General features: G+C 46.6%; 23 protein-coding genes. 2 read left to right on the plus strand and 21 right to left on the minus strand.

Annotated elements, in window-relative coordinates; genetic code table 11:
• Positions 1–23: 23 nt before the first annotated feature.
• From MMG82_RS02615 to ffh, 12 genes are all read right to left on the minus strand, one after another.
• Positions 24–1,328, minus strand: a complete 1,305-nt coding sequence (locus MMG82_RS02615) for a sodium:proton antiporter (RefSeq protein WP_047538024.1) — start codon at positions 1,326–1,328, stop codon at positions 24–26.
• A 45-nt stretch (positions 1,329–1,373) separates the two neighbouring features.
• Entirely contained in the window at positions 1,374–1,709 is a 336-nt protein-coding gene (locus tag MMG82_RS02620) for a hypothetical protein (RefSeq protein ID WP_037425417.1), read from the minus strand.
• Positions 1,710–1,840: 131 nt separating this feature from the next.
• On the minus strand, positions 1,841–2,956 hold the full coding sequence (locus tag MMG82_RS02625; RefSeq protein ID WP_241406472.1) for a hybrid-cluster NAD(P)-dependent oxidoreductase: 1,116 nt from the start codon (positions 2,954–2,956) through the stop codon (positions 1,841–1,843).
• Between the two features lie 66 nt (positions 2,957–3,022).
• Positions 3,023–4,687 carry a hydroxylamine reductase gene (gene hcp, locus MMG82_RS02630; RefSeq protein WP_047540048.1) on the minus strand — a complete coding sequence of 555 codons (1,665 nt, stop codon included), beginning with the start codon at positions 4,685–4,687 and terminating at the stop codon, positions 3,023–3,025.
• A gap of 216 nt (positions 4,688–4,903) precedes the next feature.
• Entirely contained in the window at positions 4,904–6,043 is a 1,140-nt protein-coding gene (gene tyrA / locus MMG82_RS02635) for a bifunctional chorismate mutase/prephenate dehydrogenase (RefSeq protein ID WP_037431256.1), read from the minus strand.
• A gap of 63 nt (positions 6,044–6,106) precedes the next feature.
• Positions 6,107–7,198: a 3-deoxy-7-phosphoheptulonate synthase gene (locus tag MMG82_RS02640; protein WP_037415636.1), complete on the minus strand. Its 1,092-nt coding sequence runs from the start codon at positions 7,196–7,198 to the stop codon at positions 6,107–6,109.
• A gap of 116 nt (positions 7,199–7,314) precedes the next feature.
• The gene (locus tag MMG82_RS21650; protein ID WP_081990942.1) at positions 7,315–7,500 is read right to left on the minus strand and encodes a hypothetical protein; all 186 of its coding nucleotides are present in this window, start codon (positions 7,498–7,500) and stop codon (positions 7,315–7,317) included.
• Positions 7,501–7,598: 98 nt separating this feature from the next.
• Entirely contained in the window at positions 7,599–7,952 is a 354-nt protein-coding gene (rplS, locus tag MMG82_RS02650) for a 50S ribosomal protein L19 (RefSeq protein WP_006080791.1), read from the minus strand.
• A gap of 34 nt (positions 7,953–7,986) precedes the next feature.
• Positions 7,987–8,733, minus strand: coding sequence for a tRNA (guanosine(37)-N1)-methyltransferase TrmD (trmD, locus tag MMG82_RS02655; RefSeq protein ID WP_037415633.1), 747 nt, complete (start codon positions 8,731–8,733; stop codon positions 7,987–7,989).
• A 15-nt stretch (positions 8,734–8,748) separates the two neighbouring features.
• A complete protein-coding gene (gene rimM / locus MMG82_RS02660; RefSeq protein WP_047540053.1) occupies positions 8,749–9,279 on the minus strand; it encodes a ribosome maturation factor RimM in 531 nt (176 codons plus the stop codon).
• A 20-nt stretch (positions 9,280–9,299) separates the two neighbouring features.
• Complete coding sequence (gene rpsP / locus MMG82_RS02665; RefSeq protein ID WP_011071566.1) at positions 9,300–9,548, minus strand: 30S ribosomal protein S16; 249 nt, start codon at positions 9,546–9,548, stop codon at positions 9,300–9,302.
• A gap of 218 nt (positions 9,549–9,766) precedes the next feature.
• A complete protein-coding gene (gene ffh / locus MMG82_RS02670; RefSeq protein WP_037431253.1) occupies positions 9,767–11,140 on the minus strand; it encodes a signal recognition particle protein in 1,374 nt (457 codons plus the stop codon).
• 334 nt (positions 11,141–11,474) lie between these two features.
• Between ffh and ccsA the strand changes: the two genes are divergently transcribed.
• On the plus strand, positions 11,475–12,263 hold the full coding sequence (gene ccsA, locus MMG82_RS02675; RefSeq protein WP_037415626.1) for a cytochrome c biogenesis protein CcsA: 789 nt from the start codon (positions 11,475–11,477) through the stop codon (positions 12,261–12,263).
• A gap of 101 nt (positions 12,264–12,364) precedes the next feature.
• Positions 12,365–13,636, plus strand: a complete 1,272-nt coding sequence (locus tag MMG82_RS02680; protein ID WP_037415623.1) for a CNNM domain-containing protein — start codon at positions 12,365–12,367, stop codon at positions 13,634–13,636.
• Between the two features lie 68 nt (positions 13,637–13,704).
• On the opposite strand, the gene MMG82_RS02685 is transcribed toward MMG82_RS02680, so the two are convergent.
• From MMG82_RS02685 to MMG82_RS02725, 9 genes are all read right to left on the minus strand, one after another.
• The gene (locus MMG82_RS02685; RefSeq protein WP_047540056.1) at positions 13,705–14,241 is read right to left on the minus strand and encodes an Mpo1-like protein; all 537 of its coding nucleotides are present in this window, start codon (positions 14,239–14,241) and stop codon (positions 13,705–13,707) included.
• 169 nt (positions 14,242–14,410) lie between these two features.
• Positions 14,411–14,794 carry a holo-ACP synthase gene (gene acpS / locus MMG82_RS02690; RefSeq protein ID WP_047540057.1) on the minus strand — a complete coding sequence of 128 codons (384 nt, stop codon included), beginning with the start codon at positions 14,792–14,794 and terminating at the stop codon, positions 14,411–14,413.
• Entirely contained in the window at positions 14,794–15,531 is a 738-nt protein-coding gene (pdxJ, locus tag MMG82_RS02695) for a pyridoxine 5'-phosphate synthase (RefSeq protein WP_037415609.1), read from the minus strand. Before pdxJ ends, acpS begins: the two co-directional genes overlap by 1 nt.
• 89 nt (positions 15,532–15,620) lie before the next feature.
• On the minus strand, positions 15,621–16,322 hold the full coding sequence (gene recO / locus MMG82_RS02700) for a DNA repair protein RecO (RefSeq protein ID WP_037415604.1): 702 nt from the start codon (positions 16,320–16,322) through the stop codon (positions 15,621–15,623).
• Between the two features lie 49 nt (positions 16,323–16,371).
• Positions 16,372–17,391, minus strand: a complete 1,020-nt coding sequence (era, locus tag MMG82_RS02705) for a GTPase Era (RefSeq protein ID WP_241406452.1) — start codon at positions 17,389–17,391, stop codon at positions 16,372–16,374.
• Positions 17,388–18,068 (minus strand): ribonuclease III, encoded by a 681-nt coding sequence (rnc, locus tag MMG82_RS02710; RefSeq protein ID WP_241406453.1) that lies wholly within the window; start codon positions 18,066–18,068, stop codon positions 17,388–17,390. Before rnc ends, era begins: the two co-directional genes overlap by 4 nt.
• 1 nt (position 18,069) lies before the next feature.
• A complete protein-coding gene (lepB, locus tag MMG82_RS02715) occupies positions 18,070–18,987 on the minus strand; it encodes a signal peptidase I (protein ID WP_037415598.1) in 918 nt (305 codons plus the stop codon).
• A 179-nt stretch (positions 18,988–19,166) separates the two neighbouring features.
• Positions 19,167–20,957, minus strand: coding sequence for a translation elongation factor 4 (lepA, locus tag MMG82_RS02720; protein ID WP_037415595.1), 1,791 nt, complete (start codon positions 20,955–20,957; stop codon positions 19,167–19,169).
• 167 nt (positions 20,958–21,124) lie between these two features.
• Positions 21,125–21,598, minus strand: coding sequence for a SoxR reducing system RseC family protein (locus MMG82_RS02725; RefSeq protein WP_037415592.1), 474 nt, complete (start codon positions 21,596–21,598; stop codon positions 21,125–21,127).
• Between the last annotated feature and the right edge of the window lie 5 nt (positions 21,599–21,603).

The following is a 21,603-nucleotide window of genomic DNA, read 5'->3' on the forward strand; positions in this document are numbered from 1 at the left end:
CATCGAGCTTAAACGCAGCAGGGCTAGGTTCGGTCGGGCGCAATCTGGCTATTGGTATCTGTTGCCACCGCATTACTGCGGCGAATTAACCCCGTCATGCTTGAACCTTGGATAAGGATTGAAAACACCACTACCGCATAGGTCATCACGAGCAGTAGCTCTCGCAGCTCGACACCGCTTTGTGAATCAATAATAACGCCCTCGGGCAAGCTCATCGCCATCGCTAATGCCAGCCCACCCCGCAAGCCGCCCCAAATAAGGATCGACTCAGCATAAGGATTGTAGGACTTAACCAATCTAAATCCCATATAGGGCAAAAACACACTCACCGCCCGCGCCGTTAATACCAGCGGAATAGCCAGCAGCATAAACCACCATAATGGCGCTTTAAAGGTGACAAGCAGGAGTAATAATCCCAGCAGGAGGAACAGCAGCGCATTGAAGAAGGATTCAATCAACGACCAAAAAGTATAGAGTTTTACCCGCTCATGGCGCACAAAATACTTAGGCACGCTGTAGTTGCCGATAATCATCCCCGCACTCACCATCGCCAGCGGCCCCGACACCCCTAATACTTCGGCGATAACATAACCCGCCGTCGGGATCAGTAAAGTAACCAACATCAGCTGAGTTTCTTCCTCACAGTAGCGAAAGAAATGGTGCAACAATATCCCCAGCGCTGCGCCATAAACGATGCCCCCGAGCGCCTCTTGAACAAACAATAACGAGATTTGCGTGAACGTCAGCGGCTCAGTTGAAAAGGCTAGATGGGAGATGGCCACAAAAATCACCAGCCCAATGCCATCGTTAAAGAGCGACTCCCCTTCCACCTGAATAGCAATATCTTCGGGCGCGCCCATCTTCTTCAAAATGGCTAAAACGGCAATCGGATCTGTGGGTGAAATCAAGGCGCCAAAGAGCAAACAATGGCTTAAGGCCAAGGGCAATCCCAACATGGGAGCTATGTAGTAAAGCAAACCACCGACGATAAAAGTCGAGAGCAAGGTACTGACAAAGGCAAGGATGAGGATTTCCCATTTTTGATGCCTTAAGATTTTTAAGCGGATCTGTAATGCCCCAGCAAACAACAGGAAACCTAACATGCCATTGAGCAATAAGGCTTGAAAGTCGAGTTTCTCCAGCCCTGCCACAAAGTAACCATAAACATTACCGCCAAGTGCTTTCCCCCCCAACAATAGCAACAGACTCATGCCCAACGCCAATGCGGTAATGGCAACGGTTTCTTGCAGCTTATGTAAACGTGAAGATGCCACTGAGGTGACTAAGGCTAACGCACAGAGAATACACAGAATTTGATAACTAGACATTAGAGCCTCTTATCTCGTTAAGATGAAAAGACTCTAGCACAAGTTTTAGACTTCTAAACCATCCAATAGACTTAACCAGCCTTTAATTATCCGATGACAAAACCAAATAATACCAAAGAGATAAATCGAAAGACTAAGCCAAGTAATCGGCAAGCAATAACCTAATATTAAGAGTCCTAAAAAAATCATATTAGAATGGCGTTGCCAACGCAGGTGCGAAGCTAGTACCGCATTGCCTTGAGAGTGTCGCTGAGACAAGTTAATAAACAAGCTCAGCAGCACAGGAAGCAGTAACAACGGAAAGCCGGACATTAAGGCGTAAAGTAAATGGCCTAAGCTGCGATCTTCAATTTTTGCGGCATAAGTGGTTGTCGTTGTCATTGAGAGACTCCAGCCGGACGATGAGACTGGGCGTGAACTCCGCCCTTGTCTTTAACCTTACGTTCTCAGCGATATAATCGCAACTACGCTACCAAAATATTTCCGTTAAGGATGGCTCAAACAACTCAATATTAGCCCAACGACAGCGTTACATCCGACTTAAGCTTAGTTGAACAGGCTAACACATATCCGGCATCGATATCAGCTGGCGTCAATGTCATGCTACTAGTTGACTCAGTCTCCCCTTCGAGCACTTGGCATTTGCACGCGCCACATACACCCGAGCGGCAAGCCGCAATAATCGGTAAACCTTCAGCTTCAATCCCCTCAAGTAACGTTTGCTCTGCCGTTAAGGCCCGCTTTTTATCCCCAATAGATAACATAAAGCTTGCGCTGGCATTAACTTGATTTGCTGATTGCATTTCAGCTTGCTTGACTCGGCTTTGCGCTTCTTTCACTGCGGTAGCAAAACTCTCGTGATACAGCTTACTCATATCAAAGTTAAGATCAGTCAGAATCTTTTTCACGGCCTGCATATAAGGCTCTGGCCCGCACAAAAATACGGTTCGCTCGGCAAAATCAGGCACTAAATCTCGTAGATTATTGGCACTTAAACGGCCGATATCGTGTAATGTTTCCTCAGTATGCCAAACCGTATCAGTGGTGACATTCTCCACAATATAACGCAGTTTAAAATCTCGATGGCGCGTAGCCATGGTCTCTAATGAAGTTTTAAAAATAATATCGGCTTGAGTTCGCGCGCTATGTACAAAAGCGATGTCGGCATTCATTTGGGTATCGGTCAAATAACGCGACATCGAATACATAGGTGTTATACCGCAACCCGCGCTCAAAAAGAGGTATTTTTGGGCTGAAATATCAAACAGATTGAATTGCCCTGTTGGCGGCAGGACTCGTACCATTTGTCCTGGCTGTAGATGATCAATCAGATAATTCGATACGAGTCCTCCCTCAACCCGCTTAATGGTCAACATTAACGAGTAAGGTCGGGACGGCGTCGAAGATAAGGTATAACTGCGGCAAGCCTGTTCACCGTTGATGTCTAGCACTAAGGTCATAAATTGACCCGGCTTATAATCAAACTTCATCGGCTCACCCGCTTGAAAGCGAAAACTCACCACATCAGCGGTTTCGTTCCAACGTTCCACACACACTAACTGACTTAAACTGTCTTGACGCGTAGGCGTGGAGGATAAAGTGATATTGGGTAGAGTATTGATATTCATAATCTTTGTATCCATAACACTGCGGCCTTATCGTCAAGCCGCAGTGATTCTATGCTATCAATCGACCTAGGCTACGTTTAGCATGGTCTTAAGATCGGCTTCCACTGTGGTAGTGTTACGCAGGCCAAATTTTTCTTCCAAAATTTTGGCAAGATTAGCCGTTAAAAACGCCGGTGGCGTTGGGCCAGTACGGATGTTTTTCACCCCGAGTGACAACAGCGTCAGCAGCACCACAATGGCTTTTTGCTCAAACCATGAAAGCACGAGATTCAATGGTAATTCATTGATATCGCATTCAAAGATTTGTGATAGCGCGATAGCCAACTGGATAGCAGAATAGGCATCGTTACATTGGCCAATATCAAGTAAACGCGGAATACCATTGATATCGCCAAATTCCAACTTGTTGAATTTGTACTTACCACAACCTAAGGTCAGGATGACAGAATCCTTCGGTGCAGACTTCGCTAAATCGGTGAAATAACTACGCTCCGACTTATCACCATCACAACCTCCGACTAAGAAGAAGTGTTTGATAGAACCGTTTTTCACATTTTCAACTACTGTTGGGGCGGCAGCCATTAAGGCATTACGGGCAAAACCGATAGTGATATTGTGTGGGATTTCATCGTAGTGGAAGCCATCGAGCGCTAGCGCTTTTTCAATCACTACTGAAAAATCATCGCCAGTCACATGGGTCACACCAGGCCAGCCTACGATGCTACGAGTAAAGATACGGTCGCTATATTGGCCAACATTCGGGTCAACAATACAGTTAGATGTCATCACCACCGCGCCAGGGAAGTTGGCAAATTCTTTTTGCTGGTTCTGCCATGCACTACCATAGTTACCCACTAAATGGGGGTATTTTTTAAAGGCTGGGTATGCAAGTGCGGGCAGCATTTCGCCATGGGTATAAACATGAATGCCTTTACCCGCCGTTTGCTCAAGGATAAGCTCTAAGTCTTTCATATCATGGCCAGAAACCAGAATAGCTTTGCCTTTTACCGGTTTAGTGTTGACGACTGTCGGTTCAGGATGACCAAAGGCTTCGGTCTCGCCCGCGTCAAGCAAAGCCATAATGCGGTAGTTTAATTGGCCAATTTCCATCGCAGTGGAGAATAATTTATCTGCATCAACACTCGGTTCACCGAGAAACGCCATGATTTGATGGAAATCCGCAGCAATCTCAGCATCGGTTTTACCGAGTACACGCGCATGCTCCATATAAGCGGCTGCACCTTTAAGGCCGTATAAACAGAGTAATCGAAGTCCTAAAATATCTTCATGAATGTTATTTTTGTCTTTATTTAGCGACGCGATTGGTGCTTGAGACAGCATTTCAAGCTTGCTTGTGCCTAACACTAACTGCGCGACTGGCGGCATCTGCTCTGCCGTTTTCCCGCTCTTTTCACAAGCGGCTTCATAGGCTGTTTTTAGATTTTCACGGTGTGTTGCAGCTTGCTGTACATAAGCAATGATCCGCTCATCATCGAAGTTGACGTTGGTTAAGGTTGAGAAAAAAGCTTTAGGAACAAAAGTATCGACTTCAGAATCTACAATGCCTAACTCGCGCGCTTTTACCGCATAAACGGAAACACCCTGCAACATGTAGATTAATAAGTCTTGCAGATCGGAGGTTGCCGCTAATTTGCCACACATACCTTGGGAATAACTACAACCATTGCCAGCGGGTGTACGAATGGTTTGCTCACACTGAATACAGAACATGGATAGACTCCTAATTTAAATTCATGCTTTATTTATGCATGTTTAAAATTAGTCTACCTAAACCGAAAATAAGCGACAGTGTTTTCTTACCTTGAATGCCAAATCTTAGAGAATGATCACCTTAAGCAGTTACTAATTTACACAATAAAAGTGACTCAAAACCCATAAAAAATGCCCATCAAAGATGGGCATTTTTTATGGGTAACTCATTCATTATTAGTTCGTTTTCATATCACTTACCGATTGCAGCATCATGCGGCTTTCGCGCTGAAACTGCGGCGCAAAATCACCAAACCACTTAGCAACCGTTTGGAACTGGTTGATAAACGCTTCCCTATCGCCCCGCTTTAATAGCTCTAATGCTTCGCGATAGTTATCCAAATAATCGCCAATCGCATGCTGGCTGTCCTGCTGGGCAAAAATAATATCGGCATAAAGCTCTGGGCTTTGGGCAAACAAGCGCCCTACCATGGCGAGTTCTAAGCGATAGATGGGCGAGCTAAATTGCAGCAGAGTTTCGATATCTGCTTCTTCTTTGCAAAGGTTTAAGCCATACACAAAGGTTGAGAAGTGGCGCATCGCCTGTACCAACTGCATCGCATTATCGTGGCGTTCAGGCTCGGCTTCGACAATTCGCGCGCCCCAAATCGTAATTTGCTCGAGTAGCCATTGGTATTTATCCGCTTCGCGTCCATGACACACCACCACAACCTGCTTAGCTAAACTGCCGACATCTGGGCCAAACATAGGATGAAAGCCAACAACGGGTCCCTTGTGGGCAGCTAACATGGCATTCATCGGTTCAGTCTTGATAGAGGTTAAGTCGGCTAAAATACAGTCCTGTGGTAATTGGGTTAGTTTTGCACGGATAAGGTCGCAGGTGATGGCGATAGGTACAGTTACCAGTACCAATCCGGCATCAGCAAATAAGGTTTCCGCTTGCTGCCAGTCGTCTTTATCAAGCACTTTGACCTGGTAACCCGAGAGCGACAGCATCTGTTGAAACAGTCCACCAAGCTGGCCTTTCCCGCCCACAATCACAACTGAACCTAAGTCATTTTTCACTTGCTTAAAGCCAACATCCTTCTCATTGAGATAGGACTCACGCATCAAGCGGCGCAAAATATCTTCAATCAGTTGCGGTGCAATACCCATGGTTTTGGCTTCTTCGCGGCGTTTTGCCAGCATTGCAGCTTCACGTTGCGGCGCATAAATCGGCAGGCCTGCGGCATGCTTAACTGTGCCCACCTGCGCGACTAAATCTAGCCGTTTACGCAGTAAATGCAGCAATTGCTGGTCGACGCCGTCGATAAGACCGCGAAGGTGTTCTAATTCAGTTGTGGTTTTTTCGTTCATGTTATCGGTCCACTACCCACCTAAAAGGAAGGTGTTTAAACGTTAGGCACTTAAGATTTGCTCTCAAGCATTGGCCACTTTGAGCATATCAAAACGCGTTGGCAATACCGAAGATAACTTCGATGCGCCCGCACGTAAAACGCTTTCGGTTTTTTCCCAATTAATACAGGAGTCTGTCACAGAAACCCCATAGGCCAATTCGCTTAATGGTTTATCACAACTTTGATTACCTTCGTTTAAATGACTTTCTAGCATTACGCCAATAATGGACTTATTGCCGTTGTAGATCTGGGCAAATACATCTTCACACACAGGGACTTGCCTGGTGTAATCCTTAGAGGAATTGCCGTGACTGCAATCGATAATAAGGCGCGCATTGAGTTTGGCCTTATGTAGCTGCGCTTCACATTCGGCTACACTGGCCGCATCGTAGTTTGGTGTTACGCCGCCGCGCAGGATCACATGCCCATCGGGGTTTCCCGCCGTTTGCAACAGAGCGACTTGACCCTGTTGGTTAATCCCCATAAATCTGTGGCTGCTGGCCGCCGATTTAAGGGCATTAATTGCCACATCGAGCTTTCCATCTGTACCATTTTTAAAGCCAACGGGCATAGACAAACCCGACGCCATTTCCCTGTGGGTTTGCGATTCAGTCGTGCGAGCACCAATGGCCGACCAAGTCACTAGCTCCGAAATATATTGCGGACTGATAGGATCGAGCGCTTCGGTGGCGACGGGCAGCTCAAGCTCGGCGAGCCAAATCATCAGCTCACGCGCCATCTTTAAGCCTTTTTCGACATCGAAGGATTCATCCATATCGGGGTCGTTAATCATCCCCTTCCAACCCACTGTGGTACGTGGCTTCTCAAAGTAGACTCGCATTAAGATGTAGAACTCATCGCTGAGTTCATCGTGTAACTTTTTAAGCTTTAAAGCGTATTCCTTGGCGGCATCGATATCATGGATAGAACAAGGTCCAGTGACAATAAGCACGCGGTGATCGCGCTTATGGACAATATCAGCCACGGTTTTGCGTGCATTGAGGATATAACGATACGCGTGCTCAGAGAGTGGCAGAGTCGCTTTTAGCTCCTGCGGTGTAATAAGGACTTTCTCTGAACTGATGTGTACGTTATTGATCGTATCCTGTTGCATGCTTACCACCTAAAACTGAAGTCATATCCCCAGGTTATCAGGAGTCTGGATCTCAAACCGCTGCGGGGAAGAATTAAATAGCCGAGGCCATCATGTAATATTGTAATGATACACCATTACAATAGGCGACCAATATGCCTATTAATTGGCAGAAGATCAAGGAAGAATTTAACAAATTCGGCATTTATACCAATCGTATTAAATATCTGTTCATTCAGCGGGAGTTCAACGCGCTTTAGACAAGGCAAAGGCTTGAGGGCATAGTGGCTCTCTGTCAAAAGCCGTATTAACCCGAAACGCACTCAATACGGCTAAAAAGAAAAACGTCAGCCAACAAAAAACCGCCACTAGGGCGGTTTTCTGTGCGAACACTACGTCTTGTTTTCTGTAGCGGGTACTGTTACTTAGTAGCCAGCTTTTCACGGATACGTGCAGATTTACCTGAACGATCACGTAAGTAGTACAGTTTGGCGCGACGAACGCGGCCACGACGCTTAACTTCAATGCTAGCGATCAGAGGGCTGTGCGTTTGGAATGCACGCTCAACACCTTCGCCATTAGAGATTTTACGTACTGTGAATGCAGAGTGCAGGCCACGGTTACGTTTAGCAATTACAACGCCTTCGAAAGCCTGTAAACGCTCTTTATCACCTTCTTTAACACGAACCTGAACTACTACTGTATCACCAGCACCAAACGCAGGTACGTCTTGTTTCATTTGCTCATCGTTGAGCATTTTAATGATGTTGTTCATAACTTACTCCGTTCTAGAATTAACTGAGCTACGACTAAGCATGCTTGTCCATTGCTTCAACGAACTGCGCTAAAAGAGTCGATTGTTCGTCAGTCAGAGCTAGATTTTCAAATAATTCTGGCCGTCTTAGAAAAGTCCTACCAAGGCTTTGCTGCAAACGCCAGAGTCTAATTTGTTCGTGGTTGCCACTTAGCAGTACTGCAGGTACATCGAGTCCATCCAGACTTTCAGGGCGTGTGTAATGAGGACAGTCCAGTAAACCGTCGGAGAAAGAATCTTGCTCCGCCGAAGCTTGTTTTCCTAGCACGCCAGGAACCAATCTCGATACTGCATCTATCAAGGTCATTGCGGGTAATTCGCCGCCCGAAAGCACGTAATCCCCAACCGACCATTCTTCATCCACTTCCGTTTGAATGATGCGTTCATCAATACCTTCGTACCGACCACACACCAAAATCAACCGGGATGATTTAGCCAACTCAGTAACGCCTTGCTGATCCAGCTTGCGTCCTTGAGGTGACAAGTAAATCACCTTTGCCTCTTCGCCTGCTGCTGCTTTCGCAGCATGAATGGCATCGCGTAAGGGTTGCACCATCATCAACATACCAGGACCACCGCCGTAAGGCCTGTCATCCACAGTACTGTGTCTATCATGGGTGAAATCGCGAGGATTCCACGTGTGCAACTCAAGCAGACCGTTTTTCACGGCACGACCCGTAACCCCAAAGTCTGTTACGGCACGAAACATGTCTGGGAACAGGGTAATTACCCCTAACCACATATGTTGTACCTCGACTTAAAAGTCAGGATCCCAATCCACTAAAATCTGTTTCCCTTGGACATCCACCTTTAAGATGAATTGCCCTGGGACAAAGGGAACCATACGTTCCACTTTGCCGAAACTATCTTTAGCGTTGGCCTTAACAAGTAGTACATCGTTCGAACCGGTTTCCACGATTTGATCGACAATCCCCATGTTATAGCCGGTACTATTAATCACTTCACAACCGATAAGATCACGCCAATAGAACTCGTCTTCTGGCAATGATTGCATCTGCTGCGGCAGGATACCAATTTCGCAATTGGTGAGCATTTGTGCTCGCTCCCGCGTGGTGACACCTTCAAGTTCGGCTACAACGGCCTTGCCTTGGTAACGCCACTGAGTGACTTTTACTTCACGCCATTCGCCATTTTCTTTAATAAGCCAAGGCGAATAATCAAAGATACCTTCAACAGAATCGGTATAGGCGGTGATTTTCAGCCAACCCTTAATGCCATGACAGGAGCCTAATTTCCCCAGTACGACTGGCTGTTGGTTACTGCTCATCAATCTATACCTTAACGCTATTAAGCAGCAGCTTTAGCGTCTTTAATCAATTTTGCTACGCGATCAGTTGTCGCAGCGCCGTTCGCAACCCAGTGCTCAACGCGAGCTAGGTCTAAACGTAAAGTTTCTTCTTGGCCACGGGCCAATGGGTTGAAGAAACCAACACGCTCAATGAAACGACCGTCACGAGCGTTACGGCTGTCAGCAACAACGATGTTGTAAAATGGACGCTTTTTAGCGCCACCACGAGCTAAACGAATGGTAACCATGCGTTTTCAATCCTCTAATGATTTGCTTGAAGCAAAAATAAAAACTGGAACCCCGTGTTCGCGAAGAGTCCCAGATAGAAAGCCGGAAGATTTTACCTGACTTTTCAACGAATGCAACCCAATCTGGCGATTATTAAACCTGCCATAGAATTGCCCGCCTCATTCCAAATACAATCAACCAACTGATAAGACATCAACTTTGATGAAAATCGTTGAGATTAGCGCCCAGGAAATTTCATTCCGCCAGGCATCATGCCACGCATTCCACGCATCATCTTTTGCATGCCGCCCTTAGCCGACATTTTTTTCATCATTTTTTGCATTTGGGTAAACTGTTTCAATAAACGGTTTACATCTTGAATCTCAGTCCCCGAACCCGCAGCAATACGACGCTTACGTGAGCCCTTAATTAAATCAGGGTTTTTACGCTCTTTCGCCGTCATTGAGTTAATGATGGCTTCCATTTGACGGGTCATTTTACCATCTTGGATTTGCGCTAAAGCATCCGGCGGCAACTGACCAACACCGGGCAGCTTTTCAATCATGCTCATCATGCCGCCCATGTTTTTCATTTGCTGCAGCTGTTCACGGAAGTCTTCGAGATCGAAACTACCGCCCTGCTTCACTTTGGAAGCCAGCTTCATCGCCTTTTCTTTATCGACGCCACGCTCCACTTCTTCAATAAGTGAGAGCACATCACCCATACCTAATATGCGTGAGGCGATACGGTCAGGATGGAAAGGTTCTAAGGCATCGGTCTTTTCACCCACACCCAAAAATTTAATTGGCTTGCCTGTGATGTGGCGAATCGATAATGCCGCACCGCCGCGCGCATCACCGTCGACCTTAGTTAAAATCACACCGGTGAGCGGCAGCGCTTCGTTAAAGGCTTTGGCCGTGTTCGCCGCGTCTTGACCTGTCATGGCATCAACCACGAACAGTGTCTCAATCGGTTTAACCGCCGCGTGCAGCGCCTTGATCTCATCCATCATCGCTTCATCGACGTGCAGACGACCCGCGGTGTCGAGGATCACCACATCGATAAATTTAAGTTTAGCGTGGGCAATGGCCGCCTTAGCGATATCGATTGGCTTTTGGCTCACGTCCGATGGGAAAAACTCCACATCGACTTCGGTCGCTAAGGTCTCAAGCTGTTTAATCGCCGCTGGACGATAAACGTCGGCGCTGACCACCAATACGGATTTCTTATGGCGAGTACGCAGTAATTTACCTAATTTGGCGACACTGGTGGTTTTACCCGCACCTTGCAGACCCGCCATCATAATCACTGCGGGTGGCTGAGTCGCCAAATCTAAGGCTTCATTCGCCTCGCCCATGGATTTTTCAAGTTCGCTTTGAACTATCTTAATAAAGGCTTGGCCTGGGCTTAGGCTTTTCGCCACTTCTTGGCCAACGGCGCGCTCTTTAACATTGTTAACGAACTCACGCACTACAGGCAGGGCAACATCGGCCTCCAGCAGTGCCATACGCACTTCGCGCAGGGTTTCCTTAACGTTTTCTTCAGTTAAGCGACCACGGCCACTGATGTTTTTCAGCGTGCGTGACAGTCTGTCGGTTAGATTCTCAAACATCGTCCTGCTCTATACCTTTAAGGATCTCGATTAATGGGCAGTATTATAACCATGCGTGCGTATTATGCTACTGCTACGCCCCGGTTGCGTTAACTTAGGCATTTAATCTGCTACCACACTTATTTTGCGACTTGACGGCGACTATTTACACCTAACAATAAGAATCTGCTAAATTTTGCAACTTATGTCACTGCCCATTTGCCGATAGCTCATGCTATTCTAGGCAAAATATTGATCTGTATGCCCAGTTAAAACTCAAACAATCTGAAAATACGAGTTTCAAGTAGTTTGGGGATATAAGGCACCTTTAACAACACGAATAGGTTAATTACCCATGGTCATTTTTTCTGCCTCAGCCATGTTTTTTTATTGCATCGCATTGGTATTAGTGACAAGCCGGCTCTTCCATCCTGAAGGCCCTAATCGTAAAGCCGTTGCAGGTATCGCAGCGATTGCGGTGATTCTACACGCAGCCGCCCTCTCACAAGCGATATTTACCCCTGATGGACAAAACTTCAGCCTCACTAATGTGATCTCGTTAGTGAACTGGATCATCGCCTTCACCTTTACCGTGATGATGTTTAGGCTAAAAGTGATTGTGGTTGTGCCCGTGGTTTATGCCTGTTCCGTGCTCTCTGTAGCCCTGCTCTGGTTATTGCCGCCTAAGTTTATTACTCACTTTGAGCTGTATCCTGAAGTCTTAGCGCACGTTGTCCTCTCTCTCATGGCATACAGCGCCCTGATGATCGCCGCCCTGTACGCGATTCAACTGGCGATGATCCAAAACAAGCTCAAAAAGAAACAACTCATGTTAAGCCCTAGCATTCCACCACTGATGACGGTAGAAAAACAGCTCTATCATCTTGTAATTATTGGGGTCATTTTACTGAGCTTATCCCTGGCCACAGGCTTTATCTTCCTCGATGACATGTTTGCCGATGGCAAAGGCCATAAGGCGATTTTGTCAATTATCGCGTGGTTCGTGTATATCGCTATGCTGTGGCAGCAGTATTGGGTTGGCTGTAAGATTCGCACCGCAGTCATTTACACTTTAACTGGTGCAACCTTGTTATCCTTAGCTTATTTTGGCGCTCGCATTGTCAAAGAATTAATTCTTAGTTAATAATTTCAAGTCAGCTTAGGTGCTTACTCGCTAAGCTGACTTGACACCCCGTTTATTTCTCGGTATCAACTTAACCCTATCGGCCTAATTGGAGCCTATTTTTGGACGCTATATCGACAAGCGCACTCCTCATTTTCTTATTGGTGCTTATCCTTTTCTCTGCCTATTTTTCAGGTTCTGAAACCGCCATGATGACTCTTAATCGCTATCGATTAAGGCATCTCGCCTCAAATGGTCACAAAGGTGCCATTCGTGCCCTCAAGTTACTTGAACGTCCAGACCGCTTAATTGGCTTGATTTTGATTGGTAACAACCTCGTTAATATTCTCGCTTCAGCCATCGCCACGATTATCGGAATGCGTTTGTGGGGCGATTTAGGGGTCGCTATTGCGACAGGGGTACTGACATTGGTCGTGCTCGTCTTTGGTGAAGTCACACCTAAAACCATTGCCGCACTCAATCCTGAACGTATCGCCTTTCCATCAAGCTATTTACTTATCGCCCTATCGAAAGTATTTTCCTATGTCGTCACTAGCGTCAATTTCATCACCACGGGCATACTGCGCTTAGTGGGGATAAAGTCTATCAACAGCAGCGATGCATTAAGCAAGGAAGAACTTCGCACAGTCGTTCATGAAGCTGGCGCATTGATCCCCCAACGCCACCAAGAAATGTTGTTATCGATCCTAGACTTAGAAAAAGTTACTGTTGAAGATATCATGGTGCCACGCTCGGATATCTATGCAATTAACGTCAATGATGACTTTAAGTATATCAATCGCCAAGTGATCCAAAGCCCACATACTCGCGTGTTGGTTTACCGCGATACCATTGACGATGCTGTCGGCTTTATTCATCTGCGTGATGCGCTGCGCTTGCAATCAAAAGAGCAGTTCAGTAAATCCTCATTGCTGCGCGCCGTCAAAGAGCTCTACTTTATTCCTGAAGGCACACCACTCAATGTGCAATTAGCCAATTTTCAGCACAACAAAGAACGTATTGGCCTCGTCGTGGATGAATACGGTGACATTCAAGGACTGGTAACACTCGAAGATATCCTCGAAGAGATTGTCGGCGACTTCACCACTTCAATGTTACCAACCGCGAGTGAAGAGATTAACCAACAACAGGATGGGAGTTATTTGATTGATGCCAGTATCACCATCCGAGACTTGAACAAAGAGATGAAATGGGATTTTCCAACCGATGGTCCTAAAACCCTCAATGGCCTGATTTTAGAGTATTTGGAGGACATCCCCTCCGAAAACACGAGCCTACGCCTTGCAGGCTACCCGCTAGAAGTCATTGAAGTCGCTGACAATATGGTCAAAACAGTGCGAATTATCCCACAGCATTATCAACCACCCCGCTAACTTTACTACAGATAAAAAATAGGCCGAATCCAAATGGAATTCAGCCTATTTCCCTCTCCCCCAAGAGATTATTTAACGCTTTGCGTCTTCAGCCGCGCTTCGAGTGCACGGCGTTTCTCAATCGCAATAGGTGTAATTTCGGCATCTAAATCTTTTTCTAGCCCCAGGATAAAATACACTTCGGCCATTAAGAAAAACGGGCCAATTAACAGTTGGTTTAAATCATCAATAAAGGCAGGCTTTGCCTTCTCGTATTGATGGCCAATCAGCTGAAAAACCCAACCGACGATAAATACCGATATAGCCAACCAGAAGGCGTTGGGAGAGGAGGCCACTAACTCTGTTGAATACACGACGGGGGCGATAAACAAGGCCAGACCAATCGCTAACTTTGCATGCAAACGAAAATAATAAACCAGCACGCCAGCCCCTAAAATCACACCTAAACTCACATCGGCAGCACTACCAAGTGGAATACGGATTGTCGCTAATAATAGAAATGCCGACCATATAATTAATGGAATACCAATAAAATGAGTTCGAATATTTCGCGGATTTAAATGCACACTTTTATAGGTTGATAACTGCTCTACGGCGGATTTCATCATGGGCTCCTTTTGCTGTGTCCCTGCAAATTAGTTTATAGATAAAACTTTTGACCTAACCTAGCCCAAAAATGCCAAACTGAACAGTAAAAAGTAACAAAAATGTTGCCGAGTGTTTTGAGTAATAAAAAGGGAGCTTAAAGCTCCCTTTTTCGTACAAGGTAAGAGACTAGCGAGACTCGAGGATCACTGTCGCAATGGCATAGGATTTTTCATCTGCGATTGAAATGTGCCCAATCACACCATTGAGCAAAGCTAAACGTTGCAGCGCCCCTTCAGTAAAGTTAATCGTTGGAGCACCATCAGTCGTATTGCCAATGTGGATATGCTGAAAAGATACGCCACGACCAATCCCCGTCCCCAAAGCTTTAGCGGCGGCTTCTTTGGCGGCAAAGCGTTTAGCTAAATAGCGGCTCGGTTGGCTATGCTGTTGATAGATATCGAACTCAGCCTCTGTCAGTACGCGTTTGGCCAGCTTATCGCCGGAACGTGCCACATGGGCCGTGATACGCTCGATTTCAACTATGTCAGTGCCAAGCCCAACGATTGCCATTATTCGCCTCGACGACCTTCTAACATCAGCGCTTTCATATCTTTAACCGCTGTCGCTAAGCCATCAATGGCCGCTCGCGCAACAATGGCATGGCCGATGTTGAGTTCATACAGCTCAGGGATTGCCGCAATCGGCTTAACATTGTGATAATGCAGCCCGTGGCCAGCATTCACTACCAACCCTTTGCCGTGAGCGTATTTTGCCATTTCGCTGATACGGGCAAGCTCTTTGGCCTCATCCTCAGCAGTTTTAGCGTCGGCATAGCAACCTGTATGGATTTCGATAAGTGGCGCGCCAGAGGCAACGGCGGCATCGATTTGCGTCTTATCAGCATCAATAAACAGTGACACTTGAATACCATTGGCGGCTAAGCGGCTTACCGCAGCAGTGATTTTATCTAATTGACCAGCCACATCTAAACCGCCTTCAGTCGTCACTTCTTGACGCTTTTCAGGGACTAAACAAACGTAGGTTGGTTTGACTTCGCAGGCGATGTTGAGCATTTCTTCTGTCACGGCACACTCAAAGTTCATCCGCGTCTTTAAGGTTTTTGCCAGCAGATACACATCGCGGTCGATAATATGGCGTCTGTCTTCCCGTAAATGAATGGTGATACCGTCGGCACCCGCATGCTCGGCAACCGCCGCCGCATGGACAGGATCGGGATAACTGGTGCCGCGAGCCTGACGCAGGGTCGCAATATGGTCGATATTAACACCCAATAAGATACGGCTCATCGGGAACTCCTTTATGTTGTTAAGGCGAGAATTAACGCTGATTTGCGCCCTATTGTACTGGGACAGACTGTAAAAAACAGGAGCTAGGGCTAATTATTCCCATTCATCTTTGGTGCTGTCGCTTGCATAAACAACTGCCGACTCACCAGTGGCTTATCTCCGAGCAATGGTTGCAGCATAGACCGCATCAGTCGTTTAGCTGCTAAAAACTGCTCTTGCAACAGCTCATTATCGTTAAGTGCGGTTAACATCGCGCCTTGATAGGTGTGCTTTGCTCGGCTGTTTAGCACAAATTGAAACCCGAGTTCAGGCACAAGCTGGTAGTAATGTTCAGGGATCAGCGGCTCGCCTTGTGTATCGCGGATAAGGGATGGCATAGCCCCGAGTTCCCGCAAAAGCGCCAGTTCAAGGTAACGCAGTTTCGACTCACAAAACTGCGCCGCAAGCCCTACTAAGGCTTGGTGGTAGATGAGAAATAACGCCTCGGCATTATGGTGAACAGACAGGGTTCGCATCAGCAACTCATTGATATACATGCCGGCATACAGGCTATAACCCGATAAGGGCACGGCTGGCGCGGCCGCTTCAATTTGGCTGATGTTTTTGAGTTCTGATTTACCGCTAAATTCAAAAATCAGCGGCTGAAAGGGCTGGAGGATACTTTTGATGGAGCGTTTACCGCTCCCGACACGCGCGACGGCATCGACACGCCCAATCCCGTCGACCAAGAGATTCACCAGCGCGCTAGACTCCCGATAGGGGCGATGATGCAAAACATAACCCCGTTTCATCAATCTGCGCGCTCGTTCATAGTCAGGCTAGGCCTATCATCAGTAACAATTAATCGTCACCGTAACCTAAGCTTCGCAGGGCACGTTCATCATCAGCCCAACCGGATTTGACCTTCACCCAGACTTCGAGGAACACTTTGTTATCAAACAAGGTTTCCATATCGAGGCGCGCTTGTGTGGCGATGGTACGGATGCGTTCACCTTTGCTACCAATCACCATCCGCTTTTGGCCTTCGCGCTCTACGAGGATCAAGGCATTAATTTGGTAAACGCCATTTTCCATCATCTTAAATTGCTCGATTTCAACCGTGGCATCATAAGGCAATTCATCACCTAAAAAGCGCATCAGTTTTTCGCGGACAATTTCAGAGGCCATAAAACGCTGCGAACGGTCGGTCACATAATCTTCGGGGAAGAAGAATGGATTCTCTGGCAGAGACTCTGCCGCCAGCTCTAAAATACGTTTAACGTTGGTGCCCTTACTGGCAGAAATCGGCAGGATCTCATCGAAGGGATACTTCTTGGCCACTTCTTCCAAATAAGGGAAAAGGGCTTCTTTGTCTTTGATATTATCGACTTTATTGATGGCCAAAATGGTTTTACGCTCTTCACCGCCGCGGCGAAGTTTGCTTAACACCATCTCATCATCGGCGGTCCATGTCATACCATCGACCACAAAAATCACCATAGACACATCGGCAAGCGAGCTCGCCGCCGCGCGGTTCATCAGACGGTTAATCGCACGCTGCTCTTCAATATGCAGACCGGGCGTGTCGATAAACACGATTTGACGCGGACCATCGGTATGGATACCCATGATGCGATGACGCGTCGTTTGCGGCTTTTTCGAGGTAATACTGATCTTTTGCCCAAGCAAACGGTTCAGCAGGGTCGATTTCCCCACGTTAGGCCGGCCAATAATAGCCACCATGCCACAATAGGTCACATCATAGTGAACAGACGGCGCTGCCGCGCTCGCTGCATTCATCCTTGCCAGTAATTCATCTAAGCTCGGCTCATTGCTCGCGTTAGCGGCATCGACAGCTGGCAAGTCTGTTTTTTTGGTCATTTCTTCAGTAACTCCAATACTTGAGCCGCGGCAATCTGCTCGGCTTTGCGGCGTGAGCTCGCAACGCCAATCACGCTTTCACTCAAGTCATCTATACGACATTCAACGGTGAATGTTTGATCGTGGGCATCGCCTTCTATGTTGATTACTTGGTAATCGGGTAGCGGCTTCTTTAACCCTTGTAAATATTCTTGCAGTAAGGTTTTAGCGTCTTTTTGATTCACACCTGGTTGAATCTCAGATAAACGCTCGGCATACCATTTAAGCAACAGCTTACGGCACACTTCGAGGTCCGAATCTAAATAAATCGCACCAATAATCGCCTCAACCGCATCGGCCAGAATCGACTCGCGTCGAAAACCGCCACTCTTTAATTCGCCAGGACCGAGGAATAAATAATCCCCAAGTTTAAAGGCTTGAGCAATCAAGGTCAGCGTATCGCCACGCACTAAAGTGGCGCGCATCCGGCTTAAATCGCCCTCAGTCGCCTTAGGAAACTGATGATATAAGGCATCCGAAATGACTATCGATAAAATCGAATCACCTAAAAATTCTAAACGCTCATTGTGCTTATTTGCCGCACTTCTATGGGTCAACGCTTGGGTTAGAAGGTCAATATTCTTGAACTCATAGCCCAATGTACGACACAAACGCGGCAAATTTTTAATCGGTTCCATACTAGTGAATTCCACCTACACGTTCAAAGCGCACACCGCTTGGTACCCAGGTTGGCAGGAAGTCGGCTTTTGAACGGTCAAACTCAAAACTGATCCAGATAGCCACCGCTTTACCGACAAGATTTTCTTCAGGGACAAAGCCCCAGAAACGGCTGTCGGTACTGTTATCGCGGTTATCACCCATCGCAAAGTAATGGCCTTCGGGAACAAGAAATTCACCCGCGGGTAAATTGCCATCACGCTTGAAATAACCCAACATATCAGGACGGCTTGGATTAATTAAAATATCGTGTGCCACTTCACCGAGTTGCTCTTTATAACGCAGTAAAGGCACTCCATCTTGGCTGTAATCACCACGGCTGATTTCGGTACGCGCCACCAATTCTGGCTCAGGGCAATTGGTTTGCTCCGCGCCACAGGCCTTTTGGATCATCAACTGTTTGTTGCGGTAGATAATCCTATCGCCCGGTAAACCTACAACACGCTTAATGTAATCAACCTGAGGATTCTCTGGGTACTTAAAGACAATCACATCACCACGTTTGGGCTCGCCCGTTTCAATCAGTTTAGTGCGCCATACGGGATCTTTTAGGCCATAACTAAACTTTTCAACCAGAATAAAATCCCCCACTAACAGCGTTGGCATCATAGAACCCGATGGAATTTGAAATGGCTCATAAATAAACGAGCGCAGGATCAGCACAAAGGCAATCACCGGGAAGATAGAGTGCGCAGTCTCAACCACAGTGGGTTCACGGATAATATTGTATTCGGCTTCCTCAGTTAAATTGGCCTGAGAAGCCTTGGCCAAGGCTAAGCTTTCACGGCGTTTAGGCGCAAATACCAGCACATCGACTAACCAGATCAACCCTGAAATCAGAGTGACTAGCACTAAAATAATGGAAAAATAGGCTGCCATTACGTATTGAACTCCTGCCTTGAAATGTAAAGATCTAAACTCAGCGACTATTGTATTTCGACTCGCGAACTTTAGTTAACTTACCGCATTTATAAAAAAACACCACAAAACATACGATAAGCTAAGTAAAGCGCCGCAAACTGCGGCGCAATAATAGCTAAATTGTGTTATCTCGAGTGTTACTCGTTTAGCTTAAGTACCGCTAAGAACGCCTCTTGCGGCACCTCAACGTTACCCACTTGTTTCATCCGTTTTTTACCCTCTTTTTGTTTATTTAAGAGTTTCTTCTTACGGGAAACGTCACCACCATAACACTTAGCTGTTACGTCTTTGCGTAACGCTTTTACGGTAGAACGGGCAATAATCTGGCTACCGACCGCGGCCTGAATCGCGATATCAAACATCTGCCGCGGGATAAGCTCTTTCATCTTTTCAACCAACGCCAAACCACGGTGACGAATATTCGAACGGTGAATAATCATCGCCAGCGCATCCACGCGGTCGCCGTTGATCAGAATATCTAAGCGCACCATGTCCGCCGGATCGAAGCGGATAAAGTTGTACTCTAATGACGCATAACCACGGCTAGTTGATTTTAAGCGATCAAAGAAGTCCATCACCACTTCCGCCATTGGCAGATGGTAAGTCACGGCCACTTGATTACCGTGGTAAACCATATTCACTTGAGTACCGCGTTTTTCGATACACAGCGTAATTACGTTACCTAAGTATTCTTTTGGTACCAGAATATTGGCTTCAACAATCGGTTCACGCATCTCTTCGATGTTGTTAATTGCAGGCAAATCTGCTGGATTATCAACATAGATAGTCTCACCACTGGTCATCAGCACTTCATAGACTACCGTAGGTGCGGTCGTGATCAGGTCAAGATCGTATTCGCGCTCTAAACGTTCTTGAATGATTTCCATGTGGAGCAGGCCTAAATAACCAATACGGAAACCAAAGCCTAACGCAGATGAACTTTCAGGCTCAAAGAACAATGAGGCATCGTTCAGGCTGAGTTTGTTCAGTGCATCACGGAAGTTTTCATATTCATCGGTAGAAATCGGGAACACACCAGCATAAACCTGAGGCTTCACTTTTTTAAAGCCGGGTAATGGCTTATCGGCACCATTTTTAGCCAGTGTTAAGGTATCACCCACTGGCGCACCGTGAATTTCTTTAATTCCTGCGATAACGAAACCTACTTCACCGGTTTTTAGCTCGGTTTTATCGGTTTGTTTTGGCGTGAAAATACCGACACGATCTGCGGTATGGTTTTGCCCTGTAGACATCACCTTGAACTTATCACCCTTCTTGAGCACGCCATGTTTAATACGCACTAAAGAAACAACGCCTAAGTAGCTGTCAAACCACGAGTCAATAATGAGGGCTTGCAACGGCGCATCAGGATTGCCTTCTGGCGGTGGAATTTGCTCGACGATAACCTCTAATACATCATCAATACCCACACCGGTTTTTGCAGAACAACGCACCGCGTTCATCGCATCAATACCGACGATGTCTTCAATCTCGGCGGCAACACGCTCAGGATCAGCTTGAGGTAAGTCGATTTTGTTCAGGATAGGTACCACGTCCAGATTCATATCCAACGCGGTGTAACAGTTTGCCAGCGTTTGAGCTTCAACGCCTTGGCCAGCATCCACCACAAGCAGCGCACCCTCACAGGCGGCTAATGAACGAGATACTTCATAGGAAAAGTCGACGTGACCTGGGGTGTCAATAAAGTTGAGTTGGTAGGTTTCGCCATTTTTGGCTGTATATTCCAACGTAACGCTCTGCGCCTTAATGGTAATACCGCGCTCACGTTCTAAATCCATAGAATCAAGAACTTGTGCATCCATTTCACGGTCGCTTAAACCGCCACAAACCTGAATAAGACGATCTGACAGCGTCGATTTACCATGGTCGATATGGGCAATAATTGAGAAGTTTCTAATGTGTTTCATTATGCTGCTATGACTAATACTGAAAAATGGATACGGTTCAAAGGTGGGAAATTGTACCTGATTGCGGATTCAATACCAATCAGATTCACTCATAGTTGTCTTTATGTCGAAAAATGCCGCCCTCAGCAAAAGTTTATTGTCTAATTGAAATCAATAACAACATGAAATCAAAAAGATAATTTATCTAAACTGATCCCTGTGCCTAAATAAGCTAAAATCACAGGTTGCGAATCTACTTCAAGCTGTTTTGCCTTACGTTTTCCAAAGAACCAAGCGGCTAACGCGCCTAAAGCAGCAAAGGCTATCGCACAGAGATCAGAATTGATTACTAACAAACTAGCAAAAAACTGCCCTAATAATGCACCCGCAAATAAGCCGAAGAGTGGCGTCAAATAAACCAAGGCAGCCGCTTTCAAGATGACACTCTCAGGTAGCCCCAGCTTTAGCAGTTCACCAACCTCACAGGCACGTTCACTCTGAATAGAGAATTGCTGTGTCTTTGCAGAAAAAGCCTGTGCAACAGCAGACGTCCCGCAGGACTCACTGCTACTGCAACTCTTGCAGGTGCTTTTAAGCTCGACCTCAACGGTGAGCCAACCTTGATTATCACAGGCGACAACCCGCGCCACTTCTTCCATCATGATGA

It is taken from the genome of Shewanella sp. MM_2022_3, assembly GCF_022557375.1.
Taxonomy (GTDB): Bacteria; Pseudomonadota; Gammaproteobacteria; order Enterobacterales; family Shewanellaceae; genus Shewanella; species Shewanella xiamenensis.